The 16,960-nt window shown below is 64.9% G+C and carries 15 protein-coding genes; 12 read left to right on the top strand and 3 right to left on the bottom strand.

Going from position 1 to position 16,960, the window contains the following annotated elements; genetic code table 11:
* Together J1M86_RS04620 and J1M86_RS04615 are read left to right on the top strand one after the other, a co-directional pair.
* Positions 1-871, top strand: an 871-nt coding sequence (locus J1M86_RS04620; protein ID WP_206508976.1) for an HNH endonuclease signature motif containing protein, incomplete at its 5' end; no start/stop codon positions are given.
* 311 nt (positions 872-1,182) lie between these two features.
* A complete protein-coding gene (locus J1M86_RS04615) occupies positions 1,183-1,407 on the top strand; it encodes a hypothetical protein (RefSeq protein ID WP_241259547.1) in 225 nt (74 codons plus the stop codon).
* Between the two features lie 30 nt (positions 1,408-1,437).
* On the opposite strand, the gene J1M86_RS04610 is transcribed toward J1M86_RS04615, so the two are convergent.
* Positions 1,438-2,325 carry a universal stress protein gene (locus J1M86_RS04610; protein ID WP_206508974.1) on the bottom strand — a complete coding sequence of 296 codons (888 nt, stop codon included), beginning with the start codon at positions 2,323-2,325 and terminating at the stop codon, positions 1,438-1,440.
* Between the two features lie 240 nt (positions 2,326-2,565).
* On the opposite strand from J1M86_RS04610, the gene J1M86_RS04605 reads away from it, so the two are divergent.
* The 6 genes from J1M86_RS04605 to J1M86_RS04580 all read left to right on the top strand — a co-directional run bounded on the left by J1M86_RS04605 (position 2,566) and on the right by J1M86_RS04580 (position 11,051).
* Positions 2,566-3,726, top strand: coding sequence for an acyl-CoA dehydrogenase family protein (locus tag J1M86_RS04605; RefSeq protein WP_206508973.1), 1,161 nt, complete (start codon positions 2,566-2,568; stop codon positions 3,724-3,726).
* 42 nt (positions 3,727-3,768) lie between these two features.
* Positions 3,769-4,977 (top strand): acetyl-CoA C-acetyltransferase, encoded by a 1,209-nt coding sequence (locus tag J1M86_RS04600; RefSeq protein ID WP_206508972.1) that lies wholly within the window; start codon positions 3,769-3,771, stop codon positions 4,975-4,977.
* A gap of 48 nt (positions 4,978-5,025) precedes the next feature.
* Complete coding sequence (locus J1M86_RS04595) at positions 5,026-7,200, top strand: 3-hydroxyacyl-CoA dehydrogenase NAD-binding domain-containing protein (protein ID WP_206508971.1); 2,175 nt, start codon at positions 5,026-5,028, stop codon at positions 7,198-7,200.
* A gap of 26 nt (positions 7,201-7,226) precedes the next feature.
* On the top strand, positions 7,227-7,838 hold the full coding sequence (locus J1M86_RS04590; protein WP_206508970.1) for a TetR/AcrR family transcriptional regulator: 612 nt from the start codon (positions 7,227-7,229) through the stop codon (positions 7,836-7,838).
* Between the two features lie 172 nt (positions 7,839-8,010).
* Positions 8,011-9,567 carry a long-chain-fatty-acid--CoA ligase gene (locus J1M86_RS04585; protein WP_206508969.1) on the top strand — a complete coding sequence of 519 codons (1,557 nt, stop codon included), beginning with the start codon at positions 8,011-8,013 and terminating at the stop codon, positions 9,565-9,567.
* Positions 9,564-11,051, top strand: coding sequence for an aldehyde dehydrogenase family protein (locus J1M86_RS04580; protein ID WP_206508968.1), 1,488 nt, complete (start codon positions 9,564-9,566; stop codon positions 11,049-11,051). The genes J1M86_RS04585 and J1M86_RS04580 overlap by 4 nt, the downstream gene beginning before the upstream one ends.
* Here J1M86_RS04580 and J1M86_RS04575 read toward each other — a convergent pair.
* Positions 11,029-11,622, bottom strand: coding sequence for a TetR/AcrR family transcriptional regulator (locus J1M86_RS04575; protein ID WP_206508967.1), 594 nt, complete (start codon positions 11,620-11,622; stop codon positions 11,029-11,031). The two genes, J1M86_RS04580 and J1M86_RS04575, sit on opposite strands and share 23 nt — an antisense overlap.
* Positions 11,623-11,726: 104 nt before the next feature.
* Between J1M86_RS04575 and J1M86_RS04570 the strand changes: the two genes are divergently transcribed.
* From J1M86_RS04570 to J1M86_RS04555, 4 genes are read left to right on the top strand one after another with little or no spacing between them, the layout of a single operon-like run.
* Entirely contained in the window at positions 11,727-12,683 is a 957-nt protein-coding gene (locus tag J1M86_RS04570) for a metal-dependent hydrolase (protein ID WP_241259546.1), read from the top strand.
* Positions 12,680-13,810, top strand: a complete 1,131-nt coding sequence (locus tag J1M86_RS04565) for a PDR/VanB family oxidoreductase (RefSeq protein ID WP_241259545.1) — start codon at positions 12,680-12,682, stop codon at positions 13,808-13,810. Before J1M86_RS04570 ends, J1M86_RS04565 begins: the two co-directional genes overlap by 4 nt.
* A 15-nt stretch (positions 13,811-13,825) precedes the next feature.
* Entirely contained in the window at positions 13,826-15,394 is a 1,569-nt protein-coding gene (locus J1M86_RS04560) for an NAD(P)/FAD-dependent oxidoreductase (protein ID WP_206508966.1), read from the top strand.
* Positions 15,391-16,242 carry an SDR family NAD(P)-dependent oxidoreductase gene (locus tag J1M86_RS04555; protein ID WP_075838929.1) on the top strand — a complete coding sequence of 284 codons (852 nt, stop codon included), beginning with the start codon at positions 15,391-15,393 and terminating at the stop codon, positions 16,240-16,242. Before J1M86_RS04560 ends, J1M86_RS04555 begins: the two co-directional genes overlap by 4 nt.
* A 24-nt stretch (positions 16,243-16,266) precedes the next feature.
* On the opposite strand, the gene J1M86_RS04550 is transcribed toward J1M86_RS04555, so the two are convergent.
* Entirely contained in the window at positions 16,267-16,914 is a 648-nt protein-coding gene (locus J1M86_RS04550; protein ID WP_075838928.1) for a GntR family transcriptional regulator, read from the bottom strand.
* Positions 16,915-16,960: the final 46 nt, after the last annotated feature.

Below are 16,960 nucleotides of genomic sequence, written 5' to 3'. Positions count from 1 at the left end.
ACCCCACAGCAAGCCCAACAGCAAGTCCGACGAGGAAACACCCGTGCCGCCGCCCGGCCCACCACCGCTGCCGGTCGCCGAGAACACCGCCCTCAACCGACTCGGCATCTACCCACTGGCCAACGGCCGCAGTAAAATCGACGGAGACCTCGACAAACTGACCGTCGAGAAACTCAAAGCCGCCCTGTCACCGCTGACCGCACCCACACCCTCACCCGACGGCACCCGCGACCCCCGCACACCCGACAGACGCAACGCCGACGGGCTCAGCGAACTCCTCGAGCGCTACCTACACGCCCAGACCGGCACCGGATCCGGCGCAGTCAACGTCAACTTGACCATCCCACTCACCGACCTGCTGAAAAAACCTGCCCACGCCGAAAACCCACACCGACACACAGCAACCCAGCGCAACACCCCACCGGGTCCAAGCGACAGCGACTGGCCGTTCTGGCTGGACTGGACCGGGCCCATCAGCGGCCACCTCGCCCAATACCTCTCCTGCGACGCCCACCTCACCCCGATCATCGTGGACCACCACGGCGTGCCTCTCGCACTCGGCCGAAGCTTCCGGCTCGCATCCAACTCACTACGCCAAGCGGTCATCATCCGTGACCGCTGCTGCGTGATGTGCGGACGACCAGCCCAATGGTGCCAAATCCACCACGTCACCTACTGGAACGACGGCGGCGCAACAGATCTCAACAACCTCGCCCTCCTCTGCACCGAATGCCACCGCGACATCCACAACACCGACTGGCAACTCGCCATGGGCGAGGACGGCCACCCACACTCCATCCCACCCACCGAAACCGACCCCGAACGTCGACCCATCCCCAGCTACCACCGGAGACGAAAACACTCCGCCTAGTCCAGGGCGACTACCACCCACCGAGAGGAATGGCCCTGCCAACCGCTCGAGCTGGGAAACCCATCATCGGCGTCTTCGGCGCCCGGCCCCGGGGTGTGATGTAGCGACTCATTTCGGCATCTGTCTTCTGCGCGGTCTATGTGAGCGTGCCGGGGCAGCTGTGGCGGGTTGGGGATTGGCCGGTGCATTGGCACCGGAGTGAGCCAGAGATGTCTACACGGCCGGCGCGTTGCGGCGATTTCGCGACTGCGGCGTCGACATCAGGGTATTCCCCGATGTGCTCGGCTCGGCCAAGGTCGATGATCGAGGGCGTGAACATCGAACAGTGGTGGCCGAAGCTCAGCAGCGAAACGCGTGACTGGCTCGTCGAGCACAATGGGGAGCCGTTGGATGCAGCCGTCGGCGAGGACATCGCCGCGGCCACCGGCGGCTCCCCGGATCCGCGCTGGTGGTCCGGCAAACCCAGCGACGGATTGACCGACGAGGCATTCGACTGGATCGAGGCACGCGCAAACGACGAGAATCCGGATACCTGACGAAACCTGTCTACCGGCCTCTGAGCTCGATCACTGACCGTCGCGGCAGATCATCACGGGGCACTGCGCGTGGTGCGCGAGGTTGCTGCTCGTCGATCCGAGGAAGGTGCGTGCCAGCACTCCGCGTCCGCGACTGCCCACGACGACGAGTTGTGACCGAGCGGACCGGTCGACGAGCGTCTTGGTGGCATTGCCTTGGTGCACCACTCGCTCGACGGCCACGTCGGGATACTTGTCGGTCCAGCCGGCCAGGCTTTCGGCCAATACAGCCGCTTCCTCACGCTCGACGCCCGCCCAGTCGGTGAACTCGGGGAAGGCGACGATCCCGTGGGCCGCACTGGCATTCCACGTGTGGACGGCAACGAGCGGTGCCGAGAAGTGGGAGGCTACCTCGAAGGCGCGCTCCAACGCGATCTCGCCGGTGGCACCACCGTCGACTCCCACCGTGATGGGAGCGTCGGCGCCCTGGGTTCCTTCACGCCAGATGACCACCGGACAGGCCGCTTTGTCGGCCACGGCCTTCGCGGTACTACCGAGCAGAATCGTGCTGACCAGTCCCGCACCGGAATTACCGACCACGAGCATCCGCGCAGTGTGCGAGAGCTCTATCAGCATCGGTCCGGGCATCGCTGCGGGGTCGACGCTGGTGGTCACCGTGAGCGACGGATGAGCCTTGCCGATCGATGCAGCCAGCCCGTCGAGAAGCCCTTCTACGGTTCGCTGCTCCTCCTCCCACACCTCGGCAGGAATCGCCAGAAGCGGCTCGCCGACGTAGGCAGCCGGTTCTCGAATCGCGCTGGCCAGGTGCAGCGGAGACCCCAGTCGCGCGGCCATCGCCGCCGCCCACCGCGCCGCGGAGGCACTCGCGTCCGACCCGTCGACTCCTGCCACGATCCTCTGACGATTCGCCAAAACCATTGTTTTCCCCTGTCTTCGACACGGCCGACGCGCCTGCGAGATGCATTGCCCGGTCCGGGTGCATCCGAGTGGTGGATGCCTGTCCATTGTCACGGCGCCCCTGCGTCCGAAAACAGGGCATTTCGTCCTTTGTTTCGGTACCGACATCCCCCCATGGTTGACATACCGCGTGATGCCGGGCACAGTTTGTTGGCACGACGCCAATAGGCTCAGATTCCGATGAACAGTCAAGGACGCACCATGACCGCAATCGCAGACCGCCCCAGTGCGGAACTGGAAACCGAGCTTGCCGACGTGCGGGCTCTTGCCCGGGGATTCTTCGAGAAAGACGTCGTCCCGCACCGCGAGGCCTTCGCGGCCGCCGGACGCCCGAGCCGCGAGGTCTACCGTCGCGCCGGAGACCTCGGACTCCTCGGCATGTCCGTTCCCGAGGAATACGGCGGCGGCGGCGGAGACTTCCGCCACGAGGCCGTGCTGTTCGAAGAGCAGGTGCGCGCCGGAGACTCCGCCATGCAGCTGGGCGTGCACAGCGGCATCGTGCCGCACTACATCCTCGCGTACGCATCCGAGGAGAACCGGGCGCGTTGGCTGCCGAAACTGTGCTCCGGTGAATGGATCGGTGCGATAGCGATGACCGAACCTGGTACCGGCTCGGACTTGCAGGGCATCACCACGCGAGCAGTCCGCGACGGCGACGACTACGTGGTCACCGGAGGTAAGACGTTCATCTCCAACGGAGCGCACTGCGATCTCATCATCATCGCAGCGAAGACGGACCCGGCTGCGGGTGCCCGCGGGCTGTCCCTGCTCGTTGCCGAGGTATCCGACGACACTCCGGGATTCCACCGAGGACGGGTTCTGCACAAGATCGGCCAGAAAGGCCAGGACACCGCCGAGCTGACATTCGACGGCCTGCGCATCCCCGCCGCCAACATCCTGGGCAGCGGCGAAGGCCGCGGATTCTCCCAGCTGATGCAGCAGCTCCCGCAGGAACGGCTCATCTGCGGTATCGCGGCCGCGGCCATGATCGATGCCGCTGTCGAGCAGACCGTGGAATACACCAAGTCGCGGACAGCGTTCGGCAAGACCCTGTTCGATCTTCAGAACACCAAATTCGAGCTGGCCGAGTGCTCCACCATCGGCCGAGTCGTGCGCACGTTCGTCGACGACGCCGTGGCCAAGCACGTGCGCAGCGAGCTCGATGTCACGACCGCCGCGATGGTCAAGTACTGGACGACCGACCGGCAGTTCGAGGTGGTCGACCGATGCCTGCAACTGTTCGGTGGCTACGGCTACATGGAGGAATACCCCATCGCCCGCATGTTCGTCGACGGCCGCATCGCGCGCATCTACGCCGGCGCCAACGAGGTCATGAAAGACCTCATCTCCCGTTCCCTGTAGTTCTTTCGAACCCTGTATCTCCTTCGAGAAAGGCACCGCCCAATGGAGGCGTTTCTGTACGACGCGGTCCGAAGCCCACGCGGCCGCGGCAAGAGCTCCGGCTCGCTGCACACCATCAAACCGGTCGATCTGGCCGCGAGCACGTTGTCCACCCTGCTCTCACGAAACTCGCAACTCGATCCGGCCCTGATCGACGACATCGTTCTCGGTGTCGTCACCCCGGTCGGTGACCAAGGATGCGATATCGCCAGGACCGTTGCCATGGTCGCCGGCCTACCGGACAGCGTGGCTGGGGTCCAACTGAACCGGTTCTGCGGATCCGGTCTCGAGGCCGTCAACACTGCGGCACAGCGTGTTCGGTCCGGCTGGGACCAGCTCATCGTCGCTGGCGGCGTCGAATCGATGTCGCGCGTGCCGTTGGGCGCGGACGGCGGCGCGTGGCCGTGTGACCCGATGACCAACTACGGCAGCTACTTCGTGCCGCAGGGTGTCAGCGCCGACCTCATCGCGACGATCGAGGGGTTCGATCGCGATGAGGTCGACGCTTTCGCAGTGCGTAGCCAGCAGCGTGCGGCACACGCCTGGTCCATGGGTTACTTCGAGAAGTCGGTCATCCCGGTGTTCGACGCGAACGGTCGACTCATGCTCGACCACGACGAGATCATGCGTCCCCACACCACGACAGCCGATCTCGCTGGGTTGAAGCCGTCCTTCGCTCAGATCGGTGAACTCGCCGGATTCGACGCCGTCGCCATGCAGAAGTACACCGAGGTCGAGCGCATCGAACACGTCCACCATGCCGGCAACTCTTCCGGCATCGTCGACGGCACCGCGATGGTCCTGGTCGGGTCCGAGGATGCCGGTCGCGCAGGTGGACTGACCCCGCGCGGACGCGTCGTCGCCGGCGTCGTTGCCGGATCCGATCCGACGCTGATGCTCACCGGTCCGGTGCCAGCCACCCACAAGGTGCTGGCAGCAGCCGGCCTCACCCTCGATGACATCGCCATTTTCGAGGTGAACGAGGCATTCGCCTCGGTGGTACTGAACTACGCGAAGAAGCTGGACATCGACCACGACCGAATCAACGTCAACGGTGGCGCGATCGCAATGGGCCACCCACTCGGTGCGACCGGTGCCATGCTCACCGGAATGGCCCTCGACGAGCTCGAACGTCGCGGCGAGCGATACGCGCTGATCACCCTGTGCATCGGTGCAGGTATGGGCGTCGCCACCATCATCGAACGCCTCTAGACCCAATCACTTTCGATCACCCACCATGACGACGCCCGAAGGACACCCATGAGCACATCTGCTGCTGTGCGGACACCCACGATCACCGGCGAGGTCGGCAGCGACCGAGTACTCGTACTGACGATCGACGATCCGACACAGTCCACCAACACCATGAACACTGCGTTCGGTCAGTCGCTCGAGCAGACGGTCGACTGGCTCGAGGCCAACCGCGACGCGTACGACGGCGTCATCATCACCTCGGCGAAGGATTCCTTCTTCTCCGGCGGAGATCTCGAGCTGCTGCGCGACGCCGGCCCGACCGAGCACGCGGCCATCGCCGACGCCCTCGATTTCACCAAGGACAAGTTCCGTCGCCTCGAGAAGCTGGGCAAGCCCGTCGTGGCTGCGCTCGGCGGCACCGCCCTCGGCGGCGGCTTCGAGATCGCGCTGGCATGCCATCATCGAATCTCGTTGAACAAGAGCAATACTCGATTCGGACTCCCCGAGGTCACGCTCGGGCTCCTGCCCGGGGCCGGTGGAGTCACCAGGACGGTCCGCATGTTCGGCATCGTCAAAGCCCTGACTCAGGTGGTCGGACAGGGCCAGCGGTATCGGCCGGCAAAGGCTCTCGAACTCGGACTCGTCGACGAGGTCGTCGATACGCACGAGGAGATGATGGCGAGCGCACGTGCCTGGATCGTCGCCAATCCTGAGGCCGTGCAGCCCTGGGACAAAAAGGGATTCAAGATTCCCGGCGGGACCGCGGCCTCGCCCGCATTGGCCGCGCAGTTGCCTGCCTTCGCTGCAACGGTGCGCAAGCAGGTCAAGGGTGCGCCCATGCCCGCTCCCATCGCGGTGGTCGCGGCGGCAGTGGAGGGGTCCGTCCTGGACTTCGACTCGGCCTCACAGGTGGAGACCCGGCACTGCACCTCCCTCGCATGCGGCGCGGTATCGGGAAATCTGATCCAGTCGATGTTCTTCGATCTCGGGTCCATCAACAAGGGTGGATCCCGTCCGAGCGCAGAGCCACATCGCGTGCCGGAGAAGGTGCTGGTGATCGGTGCCGGGATGATGGGCGCTGCCATCGCCTACGTCGTCGCCTCGGCAAAGGTGCCCGTCGTGCTCCGCGATGTCTCCGTCGAGTCTGCAGAGCGCGGAAAAGACTACGCTCGTTCCATTCTCGGCAAGGCTGTCGCGAAGGGCCGCAAGACCCAGGCCGACGCCGACGCGGTGCTGGCGCTCATCACCCCGAGTTCGGATCCGGCCGACGCCGAGGGATGCGATCTCGTCGTCGAGGCAGTGTTCGAGGACCCCGCCGTCAAACAGGGCGCCTTCGAGGCCGTCGACAAGTACCTGACCGCCGACGCACTGCTGTGCTCGAACACCTCGACGCTGCCCATCACCGAACTGTCGAAGGGAGTCTCGCGCACCTCGGACTTCATCGGTACGCACTTCTTCTCGCCTGTGGACAAGATGCCGCTGGTGGAAATCGTGGTGGGAGAACACACCAGCGACTCGGCACTGGCTCGTGCCTTCGACTTCGTTCGCTTGATCGGCAAGACACCCATCGTCGTCGGTGACAGTCACGGGTTCTTCACCACCAGAGTCATCGGCCGTTTCATGGACGAGGCGATCTCGCTCGTCGCCGAGGGCGTGCACCCGGCAACTGTCGAGCAGGCTGCACTGCAGGCCGGCTACCCCTCCGGGGCCCTGGCTTTGATGGACGAGATCTCGTTGACCCTCTCGCGCCACATCCGCGAGGGGATGGCAGAGGCCGCCCGCGTCGACGGCCGGCCTTGGACCGACTCGAAGTCCTACGCACTGGTCGACCGCATGGTCGACGAGTTCGATCGCGCTGGACGCAAGGCCGGGCGGGGTTTCTACGAGTACGCCGAGGACGGGTCCAAGGCAGGACTGTGGCCCGGACTCGTCGAGCACTACCACCGGCCGGATCACGGAATTCCGTTCGAAGACATGATGGATCGCATGCTGATCGCGCAGTCCCTCGACTCGGTCGCATGCCTCGACGAGCGTGTGCTGCGCACGGTGGCAGACGCGAACATCGGATCGATTCTCGGTATCGGATATCCCGCCTGGACTGGTGGCGTACTCCAGTTCGTCGGTCAGTTCGAGGGAGGTCCGCAGGGGTTCGTGGCGCGAGCCGATGAACTGCGAGCCCGCTACGGTGATCGGTTCCGCGTTCCGCAGTCGCTGCGTACACGCACCGAGCAGTACCGCTGACGCGGCGCGGTGCCATCATGGGGACCATGCCGGCTGCGAGTACCCCCAAATGGAACCGACTGGAGCCGGACGAGCGCCGCACACAGATCCTTGCGAGCGCCGTCCGGTTGTTCGGTGACAAGGCATACACAGAGGTATCGATGTCGGAGGTGGCGGCATCCGCGGGTGTTGCCCGTGGGCTGATCCACCACTACATCGGGAGCAAACGGGACCTGTATCTGGAGAGCGTTCGGTTCCTGGTCACGGTCCCGCCACTCGAAGAGGTGCACCTGCCCACGGGTTCGCTCGAGGAGCGGGCCCGTGGCAGCGTGCACTGGCTGGTCGGCGTGATCGAGACCCACGGTACGGCGTGGGTCTCGATGGCGAGCGGATCCGGCGTCGACGAGCAGGTCGCCCAGATTCTCGACGACGCGGACGATCTTGCAGCCGAGCGTGTACTGCAGGCGACGGCGTTCGAGGGCACGGGCGCAGATCGCCTGCTTGCCGCGTCCGCGGTGCGTGCATTCGGCGGGATGGTGAAGGCGGCAGGTCGAGAATGGCTCGTCCGCGGCACGCTCACCCGCGAGCAGGTCGAAACGCTGTTGACCGATGCCCTGGTCTCCGTGCTCGCAACCGTCCGATCGATGACGGATGCGTGAAGAACGAGAGCCGTAGCGGCTCTCGTTCTTTCACGTTTCCGCACCCCTGGAACCGACCACACGGTCCACGAGTTCGCCCGTGTCCGCGCTATTGACACTGCGCCAACAAGATGGAACTGTGACCTTATTCACCCTGCGCATCACCTGTCTCCTCTCGAAAAGGGAATCCGCCATGTACTTGACTCAAGGCCTCCACCGATCCGTAGCAACCACCCCGGACCGGTCCGCGACGATTTTCGGTGATCGCGTGCGCACCTTCGCCGAACAGATCGACCGAGTCGCGCGGCTGGCCGCCGGCCTGCAGTCGATTGGAGTGGCCAAGGATGACCGGGTCGCGATGCTGGCGTTCAACAGCGACCGCTACGCCGAGTACCTGCTCGCGGTGCCGTGGGCGGATGCAGTACTCAACCCCGTCAACATTCGCTGGTCCCCCGTTGAGGTCGCATACGCCCTCAACGACTCGGACACGAAGGTACTACTCGTCGACGACACCTTCGGCGCGATGGTCCCCGCCCTGCGCGATGCATGTCCCGGACTGGAATCGATCGTCTACTGCGGTGACGGTGAGACCCCCGCCGGCATGGTCTCCTACGAGAAGCTCGTCGCCGATCACGAGCCGATTCCCGATGTGCGCCGCAGCGGAAGCGAGCTGGCCGGACTCTTCTACACCGGCGGCACCACCGGATTCCCGAAGGGCGTGATGCTCTCGCACGCCAACCTCATCACCTCGGGCCTCGGCACCGTGGCCACCGGTCAGCTGCTCGACGACGACTCCATCCTGCTGCACGCCGCACCGATGTTCCACCTCGCCGATCTCGCCGCTTGGGTGGGACAGGTCATGCTCGGTGGCACGCACGTGATGATTCCGTTCTTCGAACCCACCGCAGTCCTCGGCGCGATCGCGAAACACTCCATCACCGATGTATTGCTCGTGCCCACCATGATTCAGATGCTCGTCGATCACCCCGCGCTGGCCGAGTACGACACCTCGTCGATGAGTCGTGTGCTGTACGGAGGATCGCCGATCTCGGCCGGAGTCCTCGAACGGACCCTCGCACGTCTTCCGGGTGTACGCCTCACCCAGGCGTACGGCATGACCGAACTCGCCCCGGTCGCATCCCTGCTCTGGCCCGAGCACCACGTCGGAGCACGCATCGGCTCGGCCGGTCGCGCTGCCCCGCACTCGGAAATCCGCATCGTCGGAGCGGACGGCGAGGAGCTGACCACCGGTGCCGTCGGTGAGATCTGTGTGCGCGGAGGCCATGTCATGGTCGGCTACTGGAACAAGCCCGAGGAGACCGCAGCCGCCATCCGCGACGGCTGGATGCACACCGGAGACGTGGGCTACCTCGACCCCGAGGGGTTCCTGTTCGTGGTGGACCGGCTCAAGGACATGATCATCACCGGTGGCGAGAACGTCTACAGCGCCGAGGTGGAAAGTGCACTGAGCCGGCACCCCGCGGTGCTGGCCTGCGCAGTGATCGGTGTACCCGACGGCGAATGGGGCGAGCGAGTGCACGCGTGCGTGGTCCTCGCTGAGGGTGCCTCACCCACGGCCGAGGAGCTGCGCGAGCACACCCGGACCTACGTCGCCGGATACAAGGCGCCGCGCACCTTCGAGTTCCTGCCCGCACTGCCGATGAGTGGCGCCGGCAAGATCCTCAAGCGCGACCTTCGTGATGCCTACGAAGCGCAGGACTCGAAAGACGGGCTCGGTATCCCACAGTGACTGCGGAGGCATCGGCAACCAAGTTCGATTCGCTCGCACCGGCGGATGACGAATTCATCGCCACATTCACCGTCGACTCGGCGGAAACCGTCGCGGGTGTGCTCAGCACTGCACGAAGCGCTCAGCACACGTGGTCGTCGATGCCACCCCGCACCCGCGCGCAGCATCTGAAAGCCTGGCGGCACGAGATTTGGTCTCGACGTGCCGAATTCGTGGATCTGATCCACCGGGAGAACGGCAAGCCCGCCGACGATGCGCTGCTCGAGATCGTGCTCACCCTCGAGCACATCGCCTGGGCCGAAAAGCACGCACCTCGGTTGCTGCGCACGCGTCGGGTCAACCCCGGCTTCCTGTTGGCGAACTACTCGGCGCTGGTCGACAAGGTCGCCCTCGGTGTGGTCGGAGTCATCGGGCCGTGGAACTACCCGCTCTACGCGCCCAACAGCGCGATCTCGGCAGCACTTGCTGCCGGCAACTGCGTTGTCTTCAAGCCCAGCGAGTACACCCCGGCGGTCGGGGCCAGGTACGTCAAGGCCTTCAGCGACGCCAATCCGGAACTACCCGCTGGCGTGCTGTCGCTGGTGACCGGTTTCGGTGAAACCGGTGCTGCGCTGTGCAGGGCTGGGGTCGACAAGATCGCGTTCACCGGTTCGAGTCGAACCGGATCGAAGATCATGGCGACGTGCGCCGAGACTCTCACACCGGTGGTGATGGAGTGCGGCGGCAAGGATCCGGTCGTCGTGGCGGCGGATGCCGATATCGCGGCGGCGGCCGAGGCCGTTGCCTGGGGCGCCTTCACCAACGGTGGCCAGACCTGCGTCGGCGTCGAACGGGTGTACGTCGAGCACAGCGTTGCCGCCGAGTTCACCGCCGCGCTCGTTGCGCACGCACGCGGCATCGAACCCGGTGTCCACGGTTCGGCCACATATGGACCGATGACGATGCCGTCACAGATCGAGATCGTCCGACGGCATCTCACCGATGCCGCCGATTCCGGTGGCCGCGCGCTGGTCGGCGGAGTGCATTCGATCGGTTCGCGATTCGTGGGTCCGACCGTACTGGTGGAGACCCCCGAGGATTGCTCTGCGGTACGGGAGGAAACGTTCGGCCCGACGGTCACCGTGCGCGAGGTCGCCGACCTCGACGAGGCCATCGCGCTGTCGAACGACCACCGCTACGCGTTGGGGGCGTCGGTCTTCTCCCGCCACCACGGTTCCGAAATCGCGGAACGACTGGTGTGCGGTCAGGTGACCGTGAACTCCGTGATCGCCTTCGCCGGTATGGGTGCCGTTCCGATGGGCGGTGTCGGTGCCAGCGGGTTCGGGCGCGTGCACGGTGACGAGGGATTCGCTGAATTCTGTCGAACACGCGGTCGCGTCAGAAAGCTCTTCGGCATTCCCGGGTTCGAACTGGTCACTCTGAAGCGCCGCCGATGGGTCATGCCGCTGATCGATCGCGCGCTCAGCCTTCGCCACCGTCGCTGATCGAGGGTGCCGCACTGGCCAGCAGCGGAACGATGTTGCGGCGCGCGAACGCAAGAAGATCGTCGTACGTGTCGAGAGGTGCTCCTGCCGAGGGTGTCAGCAGGATGGAATGAACGACACGTACGACGATCTCCGGCGCGTCGGGTATAGCGAAGCCCCCGAAGCCCGCCTCCCCGCCGGCGATGACCGTGGCCGCCGCGATCGCCGGCGCCAGCAGTGCGGAGGCGTTGATGGTCAGCTGCTCGAGCACGACCGGACTCTCGGAAGCGAACATTTCCAGCAGCACCGGATTGGTCCGCACGGAGTCGATCGTGGTCGCGAATCCGTGCGCCGTGCGGTCGGCACGTGTGCTCTGCTGCGATGCCGCGGTGGACACCGAGGCCAGCAACCTCGATGACTCCCTTGTCATGAGAGCCCGGATCAGCTCGTCCTTCGACCCGATGCGCCGATAGACGGTCACCCGATTGATTCTGGCTCGCTTCGCCACGTCGCCGATGGTCGTGCGCGCGATCCCGACTTCACCGAAGAGCTCGAAGGCGGCGTCGAGTATCGGATCGTCGTCGGGATGCATCGAACGATGATAGCGGGGCGGCGAATGCAACATTGCAACATTATATGTTGCTATGTAACATTGGTCCAACCTCAGCTTCACCATTCGCAAAGAACGGAGTTCGGATGCCTCGAATCACGCCGGTCGACCCGAACCGACCACCCGCCACAGGCCAGACCTCGGGTACCCCCTACGAAAACGAGTCCTACGCCATCGTGGCGCGGGCCGTGAAGTTCGACTGGACGGATGTCCCCCTCCAGTACATTCCGGGTGAGTGGTACGCCACGCACTTCTGGAACGTGATGCACCTGGTTCTCCCCGAGGGAGAACGTGCGATGGCCGACGTCTTCGCCAGCGCACTCCCCCTCATCGACGACCGCAGGTTGCACGAGGAGGTCATCGGCTTCGTCGGCCAGGAAGCGACCCACGCATCCTCACACGAGAGCTTCCGCGAATACCTCGCCTCACACGGCGTGGACATCGAACCCATCCTGCGACGGATCCGCTTCGCCGTTGGCGTCGTGTTCGGAGATCACGGTCTGACCGGGCGGGCAGGCCGCGCCTGGCTGAACGAGCGACTCGGAATCTACGCAGCCGCAGAGCATTTCACGGCCGTGGTCGGCGAGTGGCTGCTCGACAACAACGAGTTCGATCGGATGGGCGTCAACCCGACCATGCTCGACCTACTGCGCTGGCATGGCGCCGAGGAACTCGAGCACCGCAACGTCGCCTTCGACGCCTTTCAGTACGTGGACGGCGGCAGCTTCCGACGTGCGCGAACTGCGGTAATTGCCAGCGGCGGATTGGCCGTGCTGTGGTTCACCACCGCCGCCTACCTGTACAAGAACTCGGTGGCCACACCTCGGCCCGCGGGTAAGTGGATGAAGCGAAAACTGCGCACGCCGTGGCCCCTCGCCTTCGCGAGAGCCTCGCACAAGCACCTCATCCCGGGACTGTCGTTCCTGTTCGTCCAGCTCGCGCTCTACATCCGTCCAGGATTCCACCCATCCTCGATGGGCGATATCGACAAAGCTGTGCAATACCTGGCGAAGTCTCCAGCGGCACTGGCTGCGCAGCAATGACAATCGACGGCACCACCCACAAGCCCATCTCGGTCGAGACCCGCACCCACCTCGGCGATATCACAGTGACGGCACCCGGCATCGGCCTGCGCGCCATCGGGGCCGCATCTCGGGTCTACGCCAAGCTGGTCGCCGAAACGCCACTCGTGACTGCAATGTCGCCGGCGCGACCGCGCCGGGGGATCGGGTACGAGTTCGACACCGTCATCGAAGAGATCACCGACGAGGCCGAGGACGTTCGCTCGCTCGTGTTGCGTCGCCGCGACAATGCGCCCCTCCCGTCCTGGCTACCCGGCGCCCACATCGACGTCACCACGCCTGCGGGAACCGAGCGACAGTACTCACTCACCGGGCGACCCGGCAGAGAAGATCACTACCAGATCAGTGTTCGCAAGATCCCCGGTGGAAAGGCTTCGAACGAGATCCACAGCCTCGAGGTCGGCGATTCCATTCGAGTACGCGGACCACGCAACGCCTTTCCGATGGCCGAGGCCGAGCACTACCTCTTCGTCGCGGCCGGAATCGGCATCACCCCGATCCGAGCGATGATCGAACGCGCCGCCGCCGAGGGTGCCCGGTGGACCCTGTACTACCACGGGCGGTCGGTTGAGAGTATGCCGTTCGTCGCCGAACTCGAGCGACTGACATTTTCCTCGCGCGGACGTCTCGTCATCAAATCGGACGATGTCGAAGGGTTACCTTCTTTGTCCGAGATAGTCGGCTACGCGAGCGGTTCGAGCGCGATGTATGTCTGCGGTCCGGTGGCCCTGACGTCAGCGCTCCGCGTCCAGGCGCGACGGACCAGCACCATCGCCGAGTTCCACGCCGAACTCTTCGCTCCCGCACCCGTCGTGGACGGCAAACCGTTCACACTGCAGTTGGCTAGTTCGGGAGAAACGATCACTGTCGGGGCACAGGAAACTGCCCTCGACGCGCTCCGTCGGACGAAGCCGGATCAGCCCTATTCGTGTCGGCAGGGCTTCTGTGGAGCATGTGTGGTCGGACTGGTGGAGGGTCGCGTCGACCACCGCGACCGTGTCCTCAGCGTCGACGAGAAACAGAACTCGCTCACCCTGTGCGTCTCACGTGGGGCGGCCGACGGCGAAGTCGTCGTCCTCGATCTGTAGAAGGAGTCGATTTCCATGACTGCAACAATTCCGGGTACCTCCCCCGCCAAAGGCGATTCCGTGGTGCCGATGATCGACGTCGCGATCGTCGGGGCCGGGTTCGGCGGGCTCGGCGCCGCGATTCGACTCCAGCAGGAGGGGCGCAAGGACTTCCTCGTCTTCGAACGTGACGACGCGGTCGGTGGAACGTGGCACGTGAACACCTACCCCGGTGCTCAGTGCGATATTCCGTCGGCGCTGTACTCGTTTTCCTTCGCGCCGAATCCGGACTGGACCCGGCTCTACCCACTGCAGCCGGAGATCGAGGCCTACCTCAACGACTGCGCCGACAAGTTCGGTATCCGCGACCGGATCCGCTTCGGCCACGAGGTAGTGGACGCGAGCTGGAACGACGCGCAGTCGCGGTGGCTGGTGACGACCTCCAAGGGAACATGGTCGGCACGCGTGCTCATCGGTGCTCTCGGGCCGTTCAGCGAACCGGCCCGACCCGATATCGCCGGTTTGGACAGCTTCTCGGGGAGCGTCTTCCATTCGGCCCAATGGGACCACGAGCATTCGGCGCAGGGCCGCCGTCTGGCTGTGATCGGCACCGGGGCCTCCGCCGTGCAGTTCGTGCCACGGCTCGCCCCCGAAGCTGCGCACCTGACGCTGTTTCAGCGCACGCCGACTTGGATCCTGCCCCACCCCGACCGTCCGATCTCCGAATCTGGTCAACAGGTTCTACGTCGATTCCCGTTGGCGCAGCGGGCCATGCGCCGGACTTTCGACCTGTTCCAAGAGGCCATGGTGCCCGGGCTCATCAATCACCGTGCACTGCTCGCTCCCCTTGCGGCACTGGGACGCGTTCACCTTCGGCGGCAGGTCAAGGATCCGGTTCTCCGCGAAAAGCTGACCCCGCAATACACTTTCGGGTGCAAGCGCCCCACGTTCTCCAACGCGTTCTACCCCGCACTGTGTCGGGAGAACGTCACGGTCGAGACGACCGGCATCGACCGGATCGTGCCCGACGGGATCGTCACCACCGACGGACGCACGCACGAGGTCGACACGATCGTGCTGGGAACCGGCTTCACCATCGCCAAGCACTCGGGCTTCACCCGCATCAAGGGACGCGGCGGCAAGTCACTGCGAGACGCCTGGCCGTCGGGAGAAATGTCGTCATACCGAGGCACCACCGTGCACGGTTTTCCGAACTTCTTCATGATTCTCGGCCCCAACTCGGTGGTGTACACCTCGCAGGTCATCACGATCGAGGCGCAGGTGAACTACGTACTCGAGGCGCTGCGCGTCATGGACGCCAAGTCCATTGCCACAATAGAGGTCAGCAGCGAGGCCCAGGCCGAGTTCAACGAATACACCGACGAGAAGCTTGCGGGTTCGGTGTGGAACTCCGGCGGTTGCAGCAGCTACTACCTCAGTCCATCGGGGCGCAACGTCACGTACTGGCCGGGCTCGGTGCGCAATTTCACGCACCGTATGTCCACGGTCGAGCTCGGGCACTACCGCTGCAGCACAGTGGAATCCGATGAGGTCACCGCACCCGCCTCGGACGAGGAACCGGCGCTGACGGAGACACGCGCATGAGCGGACACATTTCGTTGCCCGGCAAGATTGCGCTCGTGACGGGCGGTGCCCGCGGAATCGGCGCCGCAACGGTGGAGAAGTTACTTGCCGCCGGCGCGTCGGTCGCGGTCGTCGATCGAGACATCCCGGAGCACACCCTCACCTCCGAGCGTGTTCTCCTCCTCTCGGCCGACGTCACGGATTACGAGGCGATGGTGGAGTGCGTCCGTAGAACGGTGGAGAAGTTCGGCGCACTCGACATCGTCATCGCCAACGCTGGGATCACCCCGCCGCCGTCGACCATCCGCACCATCGACCGCAACGTGTTCGACACCGTGATGGCAGTGAACTTCGGCGGAGTGCTCAACACCGTCCGCGCCTGCGCCGACGACATCGTCGCAGGCGGCGGTCACATCATGCTCGTGTCCTCCTGCGCCGCGTTCACCCCGGGAATGGGTGGCGCCCCGTACATGGTGAGCAAAGCCGCCGTCGAGCAGCTCGGACGTGCACTCCGGATCGAGTTGGCGGCAGTCGGAGCCACGGCCGGCCTCGCGTACTACGGCGTCGTGGACACCGAACTGGCACGGGGAACGCTCGACGAGAACCCAATCGGTGTGCGAATCGGCAAGTTGCTGCCATGGCCGCTGAACAGGCGCCTCTCCAGCGACCGGGCTGCGGAATTGCTCGTCCGTTCCGTGTGCGCGCGACGGGCACGCCTCATTGCCCCGGCCGTGTGGTTGCCGTACTTCTGGCTGCGCGGCATCCTCGATCCCGTGCTCGCGTGGAAGCTCACCCGTGACCGCACCGTCGCGAAGATCATGCGCGAACTCGAAGAAACCGCAGCTCAGGATAGGATTCCCGGCCGCTGACGAAAGGCGCAGTCCGGGGCAGCGTCACCCACGCCCGCGCGCGAGAGCGGCATCCGCTCCGCCGCGGGTGTCGTCGCGGTGCTGGGCCGACACTTTCTGAAACAGAGGCAGGTCCCTCGCCTCGAGAGCCTCGATGATGGCGGCGTGATGCTCGACGGCATACCGTCGCCGCTCCGTGGAGGCATAGTTGCTGGCGAAGTACGCATCGGAGAGCGCCCACACCCGCTCGACCTCCGCGATCAGAATGTTCTGCGGAGAGAGCTTCCACACCGAGCGGTGGAACTCGTGATTGAGGTCGATGAACTCGACCACTTCATCGGTGCCCGCCTTCTGGGCCATCGAGGCGTTGAGTTCGCGTAGGTGCGCGAGTGCCTGCGCATCGGGCCAGTGAATGGTCGAGTTCAGTTCTGTCTCGAGCAGGGTGTGCAGGGTATGCAATTGGGCCAACTCGAAAGCGGTCCGTTTCGCGACCACGAACCCCTGGTTCGGCCGATGCACCAGCAGTCCTTGATTGGCGAGCACCAGAAAAGCCTCACGCAAAGGCACCCGGCTCACACCGAGCCGCTGGGACAGCTGTTCTTGCCGCAGTTGCTCACCGGGCAGAAGTTCACCGAGGAGAATGAGTCTGCGTAGTTCGGCGATGATCCGTTCGGTACCGACCCGAGTGCTCATGTCCCTCCCTACACGTTCTGGTCCGAGGTGAAGGCCATCTTCTCAC

It is taken from the genome of Rhodococcus sp. KRD197, from assembly GCF_017168235.1.
GTDB lineage: Bacteria > Actinomycetota > Actinomycetes > Mycobacteriales > Mycobacteriaceae > Rhodococcoides.
Note: the sequence above shows the minus strand (reverse complement) of the source record. Positions and strands in the feature narration are given on the sequence as shown.